The 16926-nt window shown below is 60.6% G+C and carries 13 protein-coding genes; 2 read left to right on the forward strand and 11 right to left on the reverse strand.

The window, feature by feature from the left end:
• Positions 1-11: 11 nt before the first annotated feature.
• The 4 genes from BI343_RS12260 to arsC all read right to left on the reverse strand — a co-directional run bounded on the left by BI343_RS12260 (position 12) and on the right by arsC (position 3724).
• Entirely contained in the window at positions 12-1160 is a 1149-nt protein-coding gene (locus tag BI343_RS12260) for an EmrA/EmrK family multidrug efflux transporter periplasmic adaptor subunit (protein ID WP_043628035.1), read from the reverse strand.
• Positions 1161-1173: 13 nt separating this feature from the next.
• Positions 1174-2583, reverse strand: coding sequence for an efflux transporter outer membrane subunit (locus BI343_RS12265; RefSeq protein WP_244886636.1), 1410 nt, complete (start codon positions 2581-2583; stop codon positions 1174-1176).
• Positions 2584-2679: 96 nt separating this feature from the next.
• On the reverse strand, positions 2680-3180 hold the full coding sequence (locus BI343_RS12270; RefSeq protein ID WP_043628033.1) for a MarR family transcriptional regulator: 501 nt from the start codon (positions 3178-3180) through the stop codon (positions 2680-2682).
• Positions 3181-3373: 193 nt separating this feature from the next.
• A complete protein-coding gene (arsC, locus tag BI343_RS12275; protein WP_043628031.1) occupies positions 3374-3724 on the reverse strand; it encodes an arsenate reductase (glutaredoxin) in 351 nt (116 codons plus the stop codon).
• Between the two features lie 331 nt (positions 3725-4055).
• Between arsC and BI343_RS12280 the strand changes: the two genes are divergently transcribed.
• The gene (locus BI343_RS12280; protein ID WP_071109892.1) at positions 4056-5261 is read left to right on the forward strand and encodes a multidrug effflux MFS transporter; all 1206 of its coding nucleotides are present in this window, start codon (positions 4056-4058) and stop codon (positions 5259-5261) included.
• 34 nt (positions 5262-5295) lie between these two features.
• Here BI343_RS12280 and BI343_RS12285 read toward each other — a convergent pair whose 3' ends face one another.
• The 7 genes from BI343_RS12285 to BI343_RS12315 form a co-directional block, all read right to left on the reverse strand.
• The gene (locus BI343_RS12285; protein ID WP_244886637.1) at positions 5296-6489 is read right to left on the reverse strand and encodes a GumC family protein; all 1194 of its coding nucleotides are present in this window, start codon (positions 6487-6489) and stop codon (positions 5296-5298) included.
• An 11-nt stretch (positions 6490-6500) separates the two neighbouring features.
• Positions 6501-8453, reverse strand: a complete 1953-nt coding sequence (locus tag BI343_RS12290; protein WP_071109894.1) for an SLBB domain-containing protein — start codon at positions 8451-8453, stop codon at positions 6501-6503.
• A 23-nt stretch (positions 8454-8476) separates the two neighbouring features.
• Complete coding sequence (locus BI343_RS12295) at positions 8477-11338, reverse strand: YjbH domain-containing protein (RefSeq protein WP_071109895.1); 2862 nt, start codon at positions 11336-11338, stop codon at positions 8477-8479.
• A 324-nt stretch (positions 11339-11662) separates the two neighbouring features.
• A complete protein-coding gene (locus BI343_RS12300) occupies positions 11663-11923 on the reverse strand; it encodes a hypothetical protein (RefSeq protein ID WP_083340934.1) in 261 nt (86 codons plus the stop codon).
• Between the two features lie 146 nt (positions 11924-12069).
• On the reverse strand, positions 12070-13011 hold the full coding sequence (gene thrB / locus BI343_RS12305; RefSeq protein ID WP_071109896.1) for a homoserine kinase: 942 nt from the start codon (positions 13009-13011) through the stop codon (positions 12070-12072).
• 10 nt (positions 13012-13021) lie between these two features.
• Positions 13022-13351 carry a DUF2782 domain-containing protein gene (locus BI343_RS12310; RefSeq protein ID WP_043628021.1) on the reverse strand — a complete coding sequence of 110 codons (330 nt, stop codon included), beginning with the start codon at positions 13349-13351 and terminating at the stop codon, positions 13022-13024.
• 27 nt (positions 13352-13378) lie between these two features.
• Positions 13379-14107, reverse strand: coding sequence for an LOG family protein (locus BI343_RS12315; protein WP_043628019.1), 729 nt, complete (start codon positions 14105-14107; stop codon positions 13379-13381).
• Positions 14108-14119: 12 nt separating this feature from the next.
• On the opposite strand from BI343_RS12315, the gene polA reads away from it, so the two are divergent.
• Positions 14120-16891: a DNA polymerase I gene (gene polA, locus BI343_RS12320; RefSeq protein WP_083340935.1), complete on the forward strand. Its 2772-nt coding sequence runs from the start codon at positions 14120-14122 to the stop codon at positions 16889-16891.
• Positions 16892-16926 lie beyond the last annotated feature (35 nt).

Below are 16926 nucleotides of genomic sequence, written 5' to 3' on the forward strand. Positions count from 1 at the left end.
GGCGGGCGTCCTTACTTGCCGGCATTGGCAGCCAGGATCTCGGCCACCAGCTTGTCAGCCTGCTTCAGGTCCGGCAGCGTGCCGTTATGTTCGCTCGGGGCTTGCGCCGGCGCGGCTTCGGCCAGCGATTTGCCATCCTGGTTGCTGGTGTCCACCACCACGTCCATGGAAAGGCCGACGCGCAGGGGGTGGTTTTTCAGATCCTGCGGCTCCAGCGCGATGCGCACCGGCACCCGCTGCACGACCTTGATCCAGTTGCCGGTGGCGTTCTGCGGCGGCAGCAGCGAGAAGGCGCTGCCAGTGCCGGCGGCCAGGCCCTGCACCTTGCCGTGGTAAACCACTTTGCCGCCGTACAGGTCGGATTTCAGCTCCACCGGTTGGCCGACGCGGATCTTGGCCAGTTGGCCTTCCTTGAAGTTGGCGTCCACCCACAGGTTTTCCAGCGGCACCACGGCCATCAGCGGCGTGCCGGCGGCGACGCGCTGGCCCACTTGCACGTTGCGGCGGGCGACGGTGCCGGCCAGCGGCGCTTTGATTTCGGTGCGCTGCAGCGCCAGCCAGGCTTCCTTCAGGCGGCTGGCGGCGGCTTTCACCGCCGGCTGCTGCGCCAGCGCATCCTTACCCACCAGCGCCAGGCCGGCCTTGGCCTGTTCCTGCGCGGCGGCCAGCGCAGCCTGGGCGGCGGCGACGGCATCATTGGCGTGGCCCAGCTCCTCGGCCGACATGGCCTCGCTGCCGGCCAACTGCTTGCGGCGCTTCAGGTCGGCTTCGGCGCGCGACAGCTCGGCCTGGCGCAGCGCGACCTGAGCGTCCAGCTGCTGGCTGTTGGCCATCAGCTGCCGCGTTTGGCGCACGGTCTGGGCGAATTCGTTGCGGGCGCGTTCGAAGGCCAGCTCGGCGTCGCTGTTGTCATAGCTGACCAGCACCTGGCCAGCCTTGACGGCCACGGTATCGTCGACCATGACTTTGGCGACGGTGCCGCCGACTTCCGGCGTGACCTGAACCAGGTGGCCGCCGACATAGGCGTCATCGGTATTTTCCTGATGGCTCAACACCAGGGTCCAGTAAGCGCCATAGGCGACGGCGATGGCGGCGAACACGGCGGAGGCGACCAGCAGATTGCGTTTGCGGCTCTTGGCGGTTTCCAGTTTCTGATCCATTTGTTTTGTGTCCTTAGCGGGTGGCAGGCTCGGTTTGGAAGCCGCCGCCCAAAGCGGTGTTCAGGGAGGCCCAGGCCAGACGATTGGCGGCCATGGCGTCGATGTAGATGGATTGCTGGCTCAGCTGCGCGTCTTGCGCGTCCAGCAGCGACAGCTTGTTGACCAGGCCGGCGCGCAAACGGGCCGCCATCGCGTCGCTGGCGCGGCGGCTGCTGTTCAGCGCGCGTTCGGCCTGCTGCAGCTGGCGCTGGCTGCTCTGCCAGCCGGACACGCTGTCGGCGGCGTCGCGCAGCGCGTCGACTACCGTCTGGTTGTATTGCTGCACCGCCATGTCGTAGCCTGCCTGTTGCTTGGCCAAGTTGGACTGCAGCTGGCCGGAATGGAAGATCGGCAGGCTGATGGCAGGCATCAAGCCCCATAACGAGGAATTGCTCTTCCACAGTTGATCCAGCTCCAGCGAGCTCTGCCCGGCGAAAGCCGTCAGCTTGACGTTGGGGTAGAACTCGGCGCGGGCTTCCTTGACCGATTGGCTCATAGATTCCACGCGCGCGCGCTGGGCGGCGATGTCGGGACGGCGGCCCAGCAGGTCGGCATTCAGGCTGTCCAGCGCCGGGGCCGGCGGCAGCGCCAAGGGCGCGGCGTCGAGGCTGGCTGCGGACTGCGGTCCTTGGCCGGTCAGCGCGGCCAAAGCATGGCGATTGCGTTCGATGTCGGCGTTCAGCGCGCTTTGCTGCTGCTGCAGGCGGTCGATCGACACTTCATTGCCGCGTTGATTGTCGCCCGGCAACAGGCCGGCATTGACGCGAGCCTGGGTCAGCGCGCGGCGGCTTTCTGCGACGGCCAGTCGTTGGCTGATCAACTTGGCCTGCGCTTGATTGCGCTGCAGTTGGGTGTATTGGGCCAGCACCGCTTGCGTCAGCAGCAGGCGGGTTTGCTGCCCTTCATAGGCGATGGCCTGTTGCTGGCCCAATGCCGCGCTGACGGCCGCGTGGTTCTTGCCCCAGAAATCGAATTCCCAGCTGCCCACCAGCGCGGCGGTGTAGGCGGTGAGATGGTCTTTTTTCAGCAGCGGCTGCAGCGGATCGTAATGCAGATCAACGGCATTGGCGGTGGCATCCAGTTGCGGACCGTCTTTGCTTTCGACGATGCCGACGGCCGCGCGTGCCTGGCGCAGGCGCGCCGCGGCCAGTTTCAGTGATGGCGCGTTTTGCAGCGTGGCTTCCACCAGGCGGTTCAGAGCGGAGTCATTCAGCTGGCGCCACCAGTCGGCGCTGACACTCTGCTTGCCGGGCGCGGCCAGTTTCAGCTGTTCGGCGCTCAGCGCCTGCTCAGGCGTGACGTCGGGGCCGAAACTGGCGCAACCGCCGATCATGGCGCTAAGCAGCAGCGCCCCGGCGGTTTGTGGCCATGATTTCTTGTTCACCTTGTCGGTCTCCAATCGATGTGTGTCGGTCGCGTCATGATTTATTGCGCGATAATCACGACAGTTATTATTCGGTCAAATGAAGGCGCGTCTGGCTCAGCCGCCCAATTGGCGCAACAACTTGCGCATCAGCCGTTCCAGAATCTGTTTTTCGTCGTCGTCGAAGTCCGCCCATAACTGCTTGTGCACCTCGCGGGAGAACGGCAGCAGGCTCTCGACGAGCGCGACACCGGACGGAGTCAGCTCCAGCACGATCTTGCGCCGGTCTTCGGCGCTGGCCGAACGGGCCGCCCAACCGTTCTTCACCAGTTCGTCAGCGATGCGGGTGGCGTTGGTACGCGAGGAGTCCAGCGTCTCGCTGATGTCGGACGGGTTCAACGTTTGGTTGGGGCAGGCGTACAAAGCCAGCAACGCCATCCAGACGGTTTCGTTCAGGCCATGCTGTTTCAGGTTGTCGCACAGATGGGTGCTCAAGCGCGGCATGATGTGGAACAGCAGCCGGGTCAGGATGACTTCCTGGCGCGGCGTGCCGGGAAAGCGCGCTTCCACCCGGTTGATGGCTTGTTCGAGCTGGGAAAATGACTTGTTTGGACTCATGTGGCGATTTTAGTAACATGAGTTACTATTTTGCAAGTGACAATAACGTTGCTGACGAGCTTGGCGAGCCGCTGTGGCGGAAAGTACACGGACTTGTCCTGCTTGCCGCGCAATGCAAAAAGCCCTTTCCTGATGGAAAGGGCGGTGAGTGTGAGCTGAACGGGTCAGCGGGTCTGGCGATGATCCGCCGGCTTTATTCACGCAGCAGATTCAATACTTGCTCCGGCGGCCTGCCGATGACGGCTCTGTTGCCGCGGACGGCGATGGGACGTTCGATCAGATTAGGATTGTCCACCATCGCGGTGATCAGGTGTTTGCGCTCCAGCGTGATGTCGTCCAGATAGAGGTCGGCGTATTCCTCTTCTTTCTTGCGCATCAGCTCGCGCGGCTCCATCCCCAGCCAGTTTAACAACTGGTCCAACTCCTCGGGACTGGGGGGATGTTTCAGGTATTCGACAATCTCGATCTCGGCGCCAGCCTCTTCCAACAGAGCAAGCGCGGCGCGGGATTTCGAGCATTTGGGATTATGGTAGAGGCGTATCATGTGGCTTCTCCCTTGTTGTTTGGGGCGGGGATCTGCGGCATGCGGTCCAGCATAACCCGCCGGTGGTGGCTTGGGAAGGGCGGCATGGTGGCATGAATCCTCAGGCATGGCCAGCAGACTTGCAGATACTGAGAGGCTAAAATTCCTGGCGCTGTGTTGCCCCGACTTGTCGTATCCGAGTGTCGCCGGCATCGGCGCGCCTTGCTTCCGACGCGAAACGGTTTTTTGCTAACCGCTCATAGTTGCGTCGCGAACGCGCAAGTCTGGATCTGGGGTTTTGTTAGTGGCGCTTAGCCGCTAACATGTTCTAGTTAACCCTATCCGTGTCCTCATGTCCTCCTCTTCTCCACGCAAACATTTAGGCCTGGCGGCGTTATTGGCCGCGCTGTCCACGCTTGGCCCGTTTTCCATCGACACTTTTCTGCCCGCCATGCGCGCCATCGGCCACAGTCTGGCGGCGTCGCCGTTGGAAATGCAGCAGGCCCTGACCGTTTATCTGTTCTGCTATGCCTTGATGATGCTGTGGCATGGTTCGATTTCCGACGCGGTAGGCCGCCGTCCCGTGGTGCTGGCCACCTCGCTGCTGTTCGGTCTGGCTTCGGTAGGCTGCGCGCTGTCGGAGAGCCTGGGCACGCTGCTGCTGTTTCGCGCGTTGCAGGGCCTGTGCGGCGGCGCCGGTCTGGTGGTGGGGCGCGCCATCATCCGCGACAAGCTGGATGGCGCGGCGGCGCAGCGGCTGATGTCGCAGGTGACCATGCTGTTCTCCTTGTCGCCGGCGATCGCGCCGGTGGTGGGGGGCTGGTTGTTCGGCGCCTTCGGCTGGCATTCGATTTTTGTTTTCATGGGACTGATCGGCTTTGCCTTGTTTGCGCTGTCCTGGTTCTGGCTGGAGGAAACGCACCAGGCGCATGCCCGCCAGCCCTTGAAAGCGCGTTATTTGCTGGCCAATTACTGGCAAGTCGGGCGCAAGCGCGATTTCCAGCTGCTGACGGCCGCGGTGTCGTTCAATTTCGCCGGTTTCTTTTTGTATATCCCGTCTGCGCCAGTGTTTCTGATGCAGCATCTGCATCTGGGGCCAACCCAGTTCCTGTGGCTGTTCGGCCCGGCGGTGTTCGGCATCATGTTCGGCGCGTTTCTGTCGGGCCGGATGGCCGGGCATTTCAGCCAACGCGAGATCGTCAGCCGGGGCTATTGGGTGATGTTCGTCGCGGCCGCCCTGAACCTGGGCTATAACCTGGCTGCCAGCCAGATGGCCTTGCCATGGGCGGTGCTGCCGCTGGCCTTGTACACCACCGGCATGTCGCTGGCGGCGCCGTCCATCACGCTGAATCTGATGGACCAGTTTCCGTCGCTGCGCGGCACGGTGTCGTCGCTGCAGGGCTTCTGCCAGACCATGATGTCCAGCCTGGTGGCCGGCGTGCTTGCGCCGCTGGCCTGGGCCAGCCCCTTGCGCTTGGCCAGCGTGATGTGCGTGTTGCTGCTGCTGGGGTTTTCGTGCCGGATGGGGTATCGCTTGCGGCAGAAGGGGAAGGCGTAAAAAAACCGGCCGCGCAAGGCGGCCGGTAGTTCGATCACTGGCTGCTCTTCAGCGCCTGCATCAGTTCGCGACGCCGTTCCCGGGTGCTGTCGCTTAGCAATATATCGCGCAGCAGGGCGCTGAGTATGCCGATGAGCAGACCGCCGAACAAGCCAGGCATTACGATCAGGGAACGTTTCGGTTTACTCTTGAGTTCCGGCGGCACAGCCGGGTCCAGCACCTGTATCAGCGAGGAGTCCTTGGCCTCGTCGATTTTCGCCATCTCGTATTGTTTCGACAGCAGTTCGAAAATCGTTTCCTGATATTTCAGCTCGCGCAGTTTGCGCATGTATTCCAGGCCGCTTTGCGCGATTTTGCCGGTCGGCACGAATAGGTCGCTGTCGCTGCCTTGGCCGCTATCGAGTTTTGCTAACTGCTCATGCAAACCCGTCAACTCCTGTTGTGTCTTGATGTAGGCGGGGTTTTGCGGCGTGGCGAAGCTCTTCATCGCCTCCAGCTGCACTTCCTTGGCGGCGATGGTGGCGCGCAGCTGGGTAACGGTGGATACGATTGCCGGCAGCTGGCCTTCCGGCAGAATCATGCCGGTACTTTCCTGAGTCTTGCGCAGACCGATTTCTGCGGCGGACAGCTGAGCCTTGGTGTCTTTCAATTGCTGTTCGAAGAACAGGCGGTGTTTGGCGGCATCGGTTACCGCCAGCGACTGGTTCAGCGCCTTCAATTCCTCCACATAGGCATTGGCCAGGGTGGCGGCAAATTTCGGATCAACGTCATCGACAGCGATGCTGATCAGGCCATCTTTGCCGCTGGTGATGCTGGAAACCTGTTGCAATGATTTGCGAGTGGCGTCGGCCGTGTCTTGTTTGTAGCGCTGTTGCAGTTTGAAGCGGGCAATCAATTTGTCCGCTACGGTGCGGCTTTGCAGCATGGCGATATACAGATCATTGGGATTCTTCAGCCCAGCCATGCCGCCGGCAGCCCCGGGCAGTCCGCCCAGCTGGCCGAGCATGGCGCTGATGCCGCTGCTTTGCTGTTGCGGCGGCATGATGCTGGCGCTGGCGGTAAACACCGGTTTCGCCAGCAGCGCATAGACAAGAGCCGCGCCGCCAAACAGCAAGGTGCTGCCGGCGATCCAGCTTCGATGTCTGTTCAGTCTGAGCAAGATCGTCATCAGATCGATTTCGTCATCCGCTTGGTTGGCGTTGGTCGTGGACGCCATCGTTTGTTTCATCTCGCCATTACTCATTTCAGCACCTTCAAGCCTGCGGCGCCGAGGCCGAATTGATACAGGATGGTCGTCCATTCCTTCAGCGCCTGGGTCCAGCTGCCGGTATTCAACTCTTCCGGAACGACGATGGCATCGCCTGGATTGATGCGCATGCCGCTCACGCTGGAGAACCAGCCGCTATTATTGTTGCTGGCAACGGTGCCATCCGCGCGCAATACATATATCGATGACTTGTCGGCGGTCGGCGAGGCGCCGCCAGCCAGCGACAGATAGTCGTTGACGTTGCGTTGAGGTCGGTAGATAAAGGCATTGGCCTGGTAGACGGCACCCAGCACATCCACTGTGCCAGGACGTTGCGGAATGTCAATCTTGTCGCCGTCCTTGAGTTCCAGGTCCGGCAGGTCCTTGACTTCGGCCGAGCTGTCTTTCAACTCCAGCACCACGCGTCCTTGCGCCTTGATGGCCCGCATCTTGGCTGCTAGTTTGCGCTGCCCCTCCACTTCCGAGGTAACCGCGGCGATGGAGTCTTTGTCTGTCAGTTTGGCGAGGCGTGTAGTGGCGTTCTGTTCCAGGTCTTTCTCGAAGCGGGTGGCGACCTCATCCAGCTTCTGCTGCTGCATCTCGCGGATGCTTTCGCGCGTCAGCGCGGTGCCGAAGACATAGCCGTATTCGGTCACGCCGCCCAGGCGCATCAACAGCTGGCGCAGGGTTTCTCCTTTGCGCAGCTGAAAGGTGCCAGTGGTATTGGCTTCGCCGCTGACGGTGACGAATTGCTCGTCTTTCAATACGCTGACCGGCTGGGCGCTCGGTACGTTAAGCCGGAAGATGTCGCCTGCCTTGAGGCGAATTTTACTTAGTGGCTGCAAATCCTCCTGTACCTTGGCTTGTTTGACGAAGCGGTTGCTGACGTTCTTTTCGATCAACAGCTCTTTGCCTTCTGCGGCCGATTCCAGACCGCCGGCCCAGTGCAAGAGATCAGCGCTGGTTTCGCCGGATTTGAATTCATAGATTGCCGGCGTCTTGACGTCGCCAAACACCGCTACGCGCGGACCCGCTGCCGGGATCTGGATCACGTCGCCATCGCGCAGCGTCTGGTCTTCCGACTTGTCGCCATCGACCAGGATCGCGTACAGATCGACGGTCGCCACCTCCTTGCCGCCGCGCATCAGCTTGACCTTGCGCAAGCTGCCGCTGTCGCTGGGGCCGCCGGACTTCAGCATCGCATTGAGCAGGGTGCTCATCGCATTCAGCGTGTAGCTGCCGGGCTGGCGGGCGTGACCTACCACGTAAACCTGCACTGAGCGGCTTTGTTGCAGGCTGACCGTCAGATCGAAATTGTTGAAGACACGGCTGACGCTTTTCTTCAGCACACCCTGCAAGTCGCGGTAACGCACGCCGGCGACGGAAATATTGCCGACGCGCGGCAGATAGATTGCGCCGTTGCGATCCACGGTCAGGGTCAGGTCGATATCGACCATGCCCCAGCCCTTGATCTGCAATTGGTCGCCGCTGCCGATCACATAGTCGGGATTGACTTGCACATTAGCCGCTGGGTCGAAGTTGTATTTCTGACCCTGGAACAGGCGGCTGCCGAATAGTGGTAGCGTTTTATCGGTCGCTTTTTTGACGAACTCCACGAAGGGAGGCAGCTTGGCTAGCCCCTCCTTGTCTAGCAGATAGCCATTGTCATCCATGCCATAGAACGGAGGCTGAAAGGGTCTCGCCATATTGTTCTGCGCTTGGGATGCGGCGTTTCTATCGTTGAACTGAAGCTGCCCATTGGACGAAGGTTGTCCGTTGATCGAAGGAAGCCCATTGTTTGCATCCATTTCGTAGCTGGGCACGGGGGCGTTTGCGTAATTGGCCGCATTATCCGCGGCATAGCTGCCTGCAGCTTGCAGGCTGGCGCTGCCCAGCAGCAGGCACATGGCTAATAACGACTTCCCAGGCATTTTCAAAATGCTCATGCTTGATTACCTACTTTTAATGCTTATTGAATGGGGACATTGAGCTGCACCCCGACCTGCTTGGGGGTGACAACCAGATTGCTTTGATAGCGGCTATTGTCACGTTGCGACTGCCAGAGCCAATTGCCAACAGCATAACCCAGAATGCCGCCCGCGGTGACATCGGATAACCAGTGGTCGCGGCTTGCTATGCGGCCCGCGGCGCCCAGGGCGGCGACGCCATATAACCAAGGTTGATCATATTCCTTGGCGAATGGGGTGACGGTAGCGAACAAGACGGCCGAGTGGTTCGAGGTGAAGCTGCTCTGCCAACGAGATTGTCCCGCCGGCTGGCTGCGCCATGGCGCATTATCATCGCCGGGCCGGGCGCGATTGACGGCGAATTTCAGCATCTCGCTGCCGGCAATAGCGACGGCGCCGGATTCTAGCGCGATCAGTCCGGTATTGCTGAGGCGGTCATCTCCGAGCGCGAAGGCGAGGCCTGACAGCGCGGCGGTGGCGATGGGCAGATCCTTGCCCAGCTTGCCCCAGTTCTTGACCAGTTTATTTTGCTGATGTTCCTTGAAGGAGCGATCCACCGACTTGTCCAGCGCCGCAGCCGTGGCGACGGCAACGGTGGCCAATCCCAATCCAGCGGCCTTGCTGTCCATGTCCAGCCACTGATTGCCGGAGTCCTCCAGGCGCAGTCGGATCATGGGCCACGGCGTGTAGCTGGGCAGCGGCGGGGTGACTTGCGGCAGATTCTGTTCGTCGGCGCGCTCCGCGAAGTTGCCAAGGCCATCGTAGGCGTGGATATCGCGTTTGGGATTGCTGAGGATGTCATACAGATCGCCCGGCGTCATCACCATTTGTCCGACGTCGCGTGTCCACGGCGACAGCGAGAAGCTGCCGATGGTGCGGCTGTCGAAAGTCAGCAGGCTGTTCAGCGGAATCGAGAAGAACAGGCCCTTGTCGTTATATGGCTTTTCTGGGGTGCCGGGCGAGGTGATGTCGTTGCCATTGGTCTTGGTATACCAGAAGCCGGCCTCGACGCCTGAGCGGAAGCGGCGAGACAGCTCGAAGCGTACGCCATCGTCCTTGGCCAGGAAACGCCCGGCGCGAACGGTAGCGGTCACCCCCATCGGCAGCTGGTAATGCAGCGATGTAATCGCCGTGACGGTTTGATAGTCGCGCTTGCCGAACCAGCCGTTGACATCTCGCTGTTGCAAGGCATCCACTGCCAGATCCACTGCCCATTTTTTGTTGAAACCGGGGTAATACAACACCTGGCCGCCGGCGCCGCGGAACATTTCTTCATAGATGCCGGCTGAGGCGCGGGCATAGACATTCGGCGCCAATGTCATGTATTGGTTCAGCAGCAGGCGATTCAGCTTGGGCGTTTTGACGCGCTTGTAGTCTGCGATGTCGGAGCGGACATGCGGCAATTCGCTGTTGGAAGGTTGCTTGACGGCCGTGATGGTATTGTATAGATCGGCGCTCAGCGAGCTGTCCAGATACAGGCCTTTGCTCAGGCGGCGCTTATAAGTCGCTTCCGCCATGATGTCATAGTGGAAGGCGCCGCTGGGGTCGTTGAAATAGACTCCCATCTTCGGCGCCAGATGGAAGCGATTGTCTTCGGTATCGTCGCTGGTGACTTGGACCCAGTCGCCATCACGATTGGTCAGCAGGTTGACATTGATGCCCTCGCGCAGCGATTGCGCCAGGGTTTGGCTATCCAGGGGCTGAAGCTCTTCGTCGCGGCCGGGTTTGATATTGACGGTTTGCAGGAAACGCTCGCGGTTGACCTTGCCCAATAGGTAATCGTTGAGCGTGGCCATATCGTAAAAGCTGTAGGTGGCAAGCGGTTGTTCCAGTTCGGTATACACCACCTTGATTTCGCGGGTTTCCAGCGGGGCGTAATACAGCGCGGTCCGCACGGCGCGTCCGACGGCGCGACCGACATTGGAAATGCGGCTGTTGCTCAATTCCATCACCAATGTGTCGCGTTGCATGGCGATGCGAATGTTCTTGAAGTCCTGATTGCCCAGTGCGGAGGCTAGCTGACGGGCATGGTCGCGCTCGCCTTGCCACTGCGCAAGCGTGGGCCGGGTCGGGAGTTCGGGACCGCCGGTGAAAAAGGCGGGTTCCTGGATCTTAGGCACAAACTCCGCGACATTCAGTGGAATGTCGATATGCGCATTGATGCTGTTGTGGTTTTTCTGGCGCGCGACCTGCAGTCCTAACCAGCCCCATTGGTATTCCAAGCCAACGGCAGGACCTTGCTTGCGATATTCGGTTGCAAAGGTCTGATCCACAAATGGATGCGGGTCTTGGCTGTAATTATTGGCATCGTATTCTGCTACAACAGACCAATTAGGCAGGAAACTAGGGGTATAACGCAAGCCGCCGAACATTCCTTTAATACGACCAGAGCCATAGCCAAGGGTCATCTCCAAACTTGGCGTGACTTGCTTGGTAGCGATCAGGTTGGTGCCTTTCCATAGACGATTGCCTTGGATATCCGTCAAGCCTAGAGAAATTTGCGGCAGCCAACGCGCCTCCTCCAATAGTCGGAATTTTGTGTCGATGGCTTTATCTTTGTAACGGCCATAGCCGCCGCCGTATTGTTGGTCGGTAAAGCCGGGAACATCTGCGATGGAGGTGTAGCGTCCCGAAACTTCAAGCCAGGGCAACACGGTCGTCGAGGTCCAGAGAATCCCATATGGCTTGTCATAGCCATAGCCAAAGCTGAACGTGCCGTCTTCGCCGACGCGCGCTGACGGCATATTGATATAGCCAATCTGGCCATTCAGCGATGGCTGGGCCAATGCTCCGCAAGCGAACAGCAGCGGCACCCCTTTTTGCAACACCCCTGTCACCAGATCACTTCTGGATTTCTTATGCATTTATGCTATCCAGCTTGTTTTGAGTTTTGATGCGCTAGCTATGCTTCTAGGCGCGCTGTTTGATGATGCAGATTTAGCGAGCCGCACTATGCCAATGCTATTTTATGGTCCAACCGAGATTAACAGGACTGCCTGAAACTTAAACTGTCGGCGATTGACGCAGAAATGTGGGGATGACAATAGGCAATATCACTCGCCAAACCGATTTAAGCAAAGCTAAGTCCAGTCGTGTTTTGACTAGATCGCAATAAAGCCAAACAGACGGAGCCTGTCCGCCTGTTTGGCTTGATAGAGTGGAGTCACGTTATCACGTGACTGCCGCTCTTAGTGGTGAGTTGCAGCAGAGTGGCTCGAGGAGGAGTTGCTGTTGCTGGATACGGCAACAGCAGCAGCTACGGCAGCGCCGATGGCGGCGATGGTGCCGACGCTTAGGCCCGCGATGCCGGCCGTGGTACCAGCGACGCCCGCGGTGCCAGCAGTACCGGCGGTACCAGCAGTACCCCCAACTGTTTCTTCACCCGCAGCAAAGGCCGGGGCGACAAGAGCGGTGGCGAGGGCAATGGCGACGATCTTTTTCAGCAGCATATTGTGTTCCTTTATGCGAAATTTAAACTCAAAAACGGCATACAGCTTGCACTTCTCTCATATGATAAGCCAGCTGGCCGAATAATCAAGAGGACTAAGATGACGATAGCGTGAAAATTATGCTAAGTGTATCGTCTGTGATCCACTCACTCCAGCCAGAACGCTGACCGTCGGCGATGCGCCAGCAGCAATTGGCGGAAGGCTTCCGGGTCCTTGGTGTAGGTCAGCTCGCCGCTGATCGGTTGATACAGATCCTGCAGCCGAGATACCCAAAAACGCAGCGCCGCCGCGCGCAGCATGACGGGCCAGCAGTCTCGCTCCGCTTGGCTCAGCGGCCTTTCCGACTGGTAGCCGGCAAGGAACGCTCGCGCCAGCTCATCATCGAGTAGTCCATCATCCCTTCGCGACCAATCGTTGACGGCGATGGCGATGTCGTACAGCAGAATGTCATTGCAGGCGTAATAGAAGTCGATGAAGCCGCTGATGCTGTCTCCATCCAGCAAGACATTGTCGCGGAACAGGTCGGCATGGATGACGCCGCTAGGCAGATGATCGAAACGGTGTCCGTCCTGGAAACGGATTTCCTCTGCCAAGGTTTCGGCAATATCCGCCGGCAGTTGCGGATAGAGCTGCTGCGCGGTGAGGCTCCACCAGTGCGGGCCGCGTGGGTTGTGCATTTTCCGCGGGAAAGTGGCGCCGGCCTTGTGCATCTGCGCCAGCATCTCGCCAACGGCGCGGCATTGCGCCGCTGTCGGATGGCTGACGTCGGCGCCTGTCAAGCAGCTTACCAGGCAGGCCGGCTTGCCGGCGAGCAAGGAGGCGAAGCGATCGGAATGGTCGGCGATGGGGGCCGGGCATGCCACGCCGTGGCGCGCCAGGTGGCTCATCAAGGATAGGTAGTACGGCAACTCGTCCAGGCGCAGCGTTTCGAACAGCGTCAACACATAGCGGCCGTGCGTGGTGGTGACAAAGTAATTGGTATTGGTGATGCCTGCCGCGATGCCTTGGAAGTCAATCAGCTGGCCCAGCGCATAGCCCTGCAGCCACTGCTGCAGGCTATCGCGGCTGACCGTGGTGTAAACCGACATGCGACCTCCGTCAGAAACGCACCAGCACCCAGCGCGGGATGACGATGCGGTTGGCCGGGTCCACCTGTTTCATGGTGCCGGAGCCATTGTCGTCGACCAGATAATAGGGCACGCCGTGCGCCGGCGTGACCTTGACCATGTAAAGCTTGCCGTTCAGTCGATATTCCTCGATTTTTTCATCGCCTTTCTGTATCAGGCGCACTTCCGGCTCCGGTTCGGCGGCGTTTTGCGGGCTGATCACCGGCGGCGGTGGCACCACGGCCTTGGCCGGCGCGGATGCGTCGGCGGCGAAGGCCGGGGCCAGCGGCAGGAGTAGGAGCAGGGCGATGAGGCGACGCATGAAGTTTCCTTGTATTTGAGTGAGCGATTATAGGTTGAGCAACTGTTCGCGTTCTTCCGGCAAGGCGTCGAAGCCGCGGGTCTCGTAGTGTTTGAAAATGGTGTCGACGATTTGTTGCGGATCGTCTATTAGCTGGATCAGGTTCAGATCGTCTGGATTGATCATGCCCTCGCTGACCAGCCTGTCCTTGACCCAGTCCAGCAGGCCGGCCCAGAACTCGCTGCAGCATAGAATAATGGGTATCTTGCGGCTCTTGCCGGTCTGGATCAACGTCAGCGCCTCGAACATCTCGTCCAGCGTGCCAAAGCCGCCGGGCATCACCACATAGGCGATGGCGTGCTTGACGAACATCACTTTGCGGCTGAAGAAGTGGTTGAACTTGACCGACAGGTCCTGGTACTCGTTGGGTTTCTGCTCGTGCGGCAGCACGATGTTGAGCGCAACGGACGGGCTTCTGCCGTAGAATGCGCCTTTGTTGGCGGCCTCCATGATGCCTGGGCCGCCGCCGGATATCACCGAGAAGCCGGAGTCGGACAGACGCCGCGCCACTTCCTCGGTCAATTTGTAGTATTTGTGATCGCGCGGCGTGCGCGCGCTGCCGAAAATGCTCACCGCCGGGGTGATGCCTTGCAGTTCCTCGGCCGACTCGACAAACTCCGACAGGATCTTCATCACGTGCCAGGCTTCGCGCGAACGGAAGCGCTGCATCATGGCGTGACGGTCGCTGGTCTGCGGTAACTTATCGGACAAGCTCATATTCTGCCTCTTATGAAAACATTGTTATTGATCGACGGCTCTTCTTATTTGTACCGCGCCTTTCACGCGATGCCCGATTTACGCTCTCCGGATGGCCGCCCGGTGGGGGCTGTCTATGGCATGGTGAACATGCTCAGGCGGCTGGAGAAGGAGGTTGAATTCGATTATAGCGCCTGCGTCTTCGACGCGAAGGGCAAGACTTTCCGCGACGACCTGTACCCCGAATACAAGGCAAATCGCCCGTCCATGCCCGAGGAGCTTGCCTCCCAGATTACGGCGGTCCACGACGTGGTGCAAGCCTCCGGCTGGCCGATGCTGGTGGTGCCGGGCGTGGAGGCGGACGACGTGATCGGCACGCTGGCGCGCAGCGCCGCCGCCGCGGGGATGAAGGTGATCGTCTCCACCGGCGACAAGGACATGGCGCAGCTGGTGACGCCGGACATCACGCTGGTCAACACCATGACCAACGAGCTGCTGGACGAGGCCGGCGTGAAGGAGAAGTTCGGCGTGCCGCCGAGTCTCATCATCGACTACCTGACCCTGATCGGCGACAAGGTGGACAACGTGCCCGGCGTCGACAAGTGCGGTCCTAAGACGGCGGTGAAGTGGTTGGAGGAGTACGGCAGCCTGGACGCCATCATCGCCCAGGCGGGCAACGTGGGCGGCAAGGTCGGCGAGAACCTGCGCGCGGCGCTGGATTGGCTGCCGATGGGCAAGCGGCTGATCACCATCGATTGCGCGGTCGATTTAAGCCATGACTTGCCGCACGGCCTGCCGGGCCTGCAGCATGGCCAGAAGGACAAGCCGCGCCTGGCCGAGCTGTTTCAGGACCTGGGCTTCCGCACCTTCTACCGCGAGGTGACCGAGGGCGCGGAAATGCCGGCTGTGGCTCAGCGCAGCGAGGAGACTCCCGCCGCGCAAAGCGATCTGTTTGGCGCGGACGAGCCTGCCGCGGCGCAACCGCAAGCGGGCAATATCGAGCGCCATTACGAAACCATCCTCACCGAGGCGCAACTGGATGCCTGGCTGGCCAAGCTGGCCGCGGCCAAGGTGACCTCGTTCGACACCGAAACCACCAGTCTGGATCCGCTGCAGGCGCGCATCGTCGGCGTCAGCTTCTCGGTGGAGGCGGGCAAAGCCGCCTATCTGCCGCTGGCGCATCATTACGCTGGCGCGCCGGAGCAACTGGGGCTGGACGCGGCCCTGGCCAAGCTCAAGCCGTGGCTGGAGGACGCAAGCAAGAAGAAGTGCGGGCAGAACCTGAAATACGACTGCCACGTGCTGGCCAACCACGGCATCGTCCTCGCCGGCATCGCAGACGATTCGATGCTGGCCTCCTACGTGCTGGAAAGCCACCAGCGCCACAATATGGACGACCTGGCGCGCCGCCATCTGGGCGAGAACACCGTCAGTTATGAAGAGATTTGCGGCAAGGGCGCCAAGCAGATCGGCTTCGGCGAGGTCGATGTCGACATCGCCGCCAATTACGCGGCCGAGGACGCCGACATCACGCTCAGGCTCAACCAGTATTTCGCTGCCGAGCTTCGCGGCGATCTGGAAAGAGTCTACCGCGACATCGAGCTGCCGGTGGCCGAGGTGCTGTTCAAGATGGAACGCCACGGCGTGCTGATAGATCGCGACAAACTGGCCGCGCAGAGCCACCAGCTGGGCAGCCAGATGCTGGAGCTGGAGCAGCAGGCGTATGCGCTGGCCGGCCAGCCGTTCAACCTGAATTCGCCGAAGCAGCTGCAGGAAATCCTGTTCGGCAAGCTGGCGATCCCGACCAAGGGCGTCAAGAAAACGCCGTCGGGCGGCTACTCCACCGATGAGTCGGTGCTGGAGCAACTGGCGCTGGATCATCCGCTGCCGAAGTGCATCCTGGAATACCGCGGGCTGGCCAAGCTGAAGTCCACTTACACGGATAAATTGCCGACGCTGATTTATCCACAGACTGGCCGCGTGCATACGACTTATTCACAGGCGGTGGCGATTACCGGCCGGCTGTCCAGCAACGATCCTAACCTGCAGAACATTCCGGTGCGCACCGCCGAGGGCCGCCGCGTGCGCGAAGCCTTCATCGCGCCGGCCGGCTGGCAGATCGTGTCGGCCGACTATTCGCAGATCGAGCTGCGCATCATGGCGCATCTGTCCGACGACGAAGGCATGCTGAAGGCCTTCGCCAGCGGCGAGGACATCCACCGCGCCACCGCGGCGGAAGTGTTCGGCGTCGACTTGTCCTCTGTCACATCTGATCAGCGCCGCGCGGCCAAGGCGATCAACTTCGGCCTTATCTACGGCATGAGCGCGTTTGGACTCGCCGCCCAGCTGGACATCGAGCGCAGCGCCGCCCAGCAATACATCGACCGCTACTTCATGCGCTACCCGGGCGTGGCCGAATACATGCAGACCACGCGCGAGAAGGCGCGCGAGCAGGGCTATGTGGAGACGGTGTTCGGCCGCCGGCTGTATCTGCCGGACATCAAACTGTCCAACCCCGCCCGTCGCGCCGGCGCCGAACGCGCGGCGATCAACGCGCCGATGCAGGGCACAGCCGCTGACCTGATCAAGCTGGCAATGATAGCCGTACAGGACTGGCTGGAGCGCGACGGCTTGCAGAGCAAGCTGATCATGCAGGTGCACGACGAACTGGTGCTGGAAGTGCCGCAGGCCGAGCTCGACTTGGTCAAGCAGAAGCTGCCGGCCATCATGGCAGGCGTGGCTGAGCTGAAAGTGCCGTTGCTGGCCGAAGTGGGCGCAGGCGACAGCTGGGAAGCCGCGCACTGATTCGTCTGCGAACCGTCCCAATCAACGGCGCCTTC

It is taken from the genome of Chromobacterium amazonense, from assembly GCF_001855565.1.
Lineage (GTDB): Bacteria > Pseudomonadota > Gammaproteobacteria > Burkholderiales > Chromobacteriaceae > Chromobacterium > Chromobacterium amazonense.

Bases quoted from the DNA above. Each gene is read 5' to 3' on its own strand.
- thrB (WP_071109896.1), bottom strand. From the start codon at position 13,011: ATGTCGGTTTACACCACGGTCAGCCGCGATAGCCTGCAGCAGTGGCTG.
- BI343_RS12285 (WP_244886637.1), bottom strand. From the start codon at position 6,489: ATGAAACAAACGATGGCGTCCACGACCAACGCCAACCAAGCGGATGAC.
- BI343_RS12270 (WP_043628033.1), bottom strand. From the start codon at position 3,180: ATGAGTCCAAACAAGTCATTTTCCCAGCTCGAACAAGCCATCAACCGG.
- BI343_RS12280 (WP_071109892.1), top strand. From the start codon at position 4,056: ATGTCCTCCTCTTCTCCACGCAAACATTTAGGCCTGGCGGCGTTATTG.
- arsC (WP_043628031.1), bottom strand. From the start codon at position 3,724: ATGATACGCCTCTACCATAATCCCAAATGCTCGAAATCCCGCGCCGCG.
- BI343_RS12300 (WP_083340934.1), bottom strand. From the start codon at position 11,923: ATGCTGCTGAAAAAGATCGTCGCCATTGCCCTCGCCACCGCTCTTGTC.
- BI343_RS12310 (WP_043628021.1), bottom strand. From the start codon at position 13,351: ATGCGTCGCCTCATCGCCCTGCTCCTACTCCTGCCGCTGGCCCCGGCC.
- BI343_RS12315 (WP_043628019.1), bottom strand. From the start codon at position 14,107: ATGAGCTTGTCCGATAAGTTACCGCAGACCAGCGACCGTCACGCCATG.
- BI343_RS12260 (WP_043628035.1), bottom strand. From the start codon at position 1,160: ATGGATCAGAAACTGGAAACCGCCAAGAGCCGCAAACGCAATCTGCTG.
- BI343_RS12290 (WP_071109894.1), bottom strand. From the start codon at position 8,453: ATGAGCATTTTGAAAATGCCTGGGAAGTCGTTATTAGCCATGTGCCTG.
- polA (WP_083340935.1), top strand. From the start codon at position 14,120: ATGAAAACATTGTTATTGATCGACGGCTCTTCTTATTTGTACCGCGCC.
- BI343_RS12295 (WP_071109895.1), bottom strand. From the start codon at position 11,338: ATGCATAAGAAATCCAGAAGTGATCTGGTGACAGGGGTGTTGCAAAAA.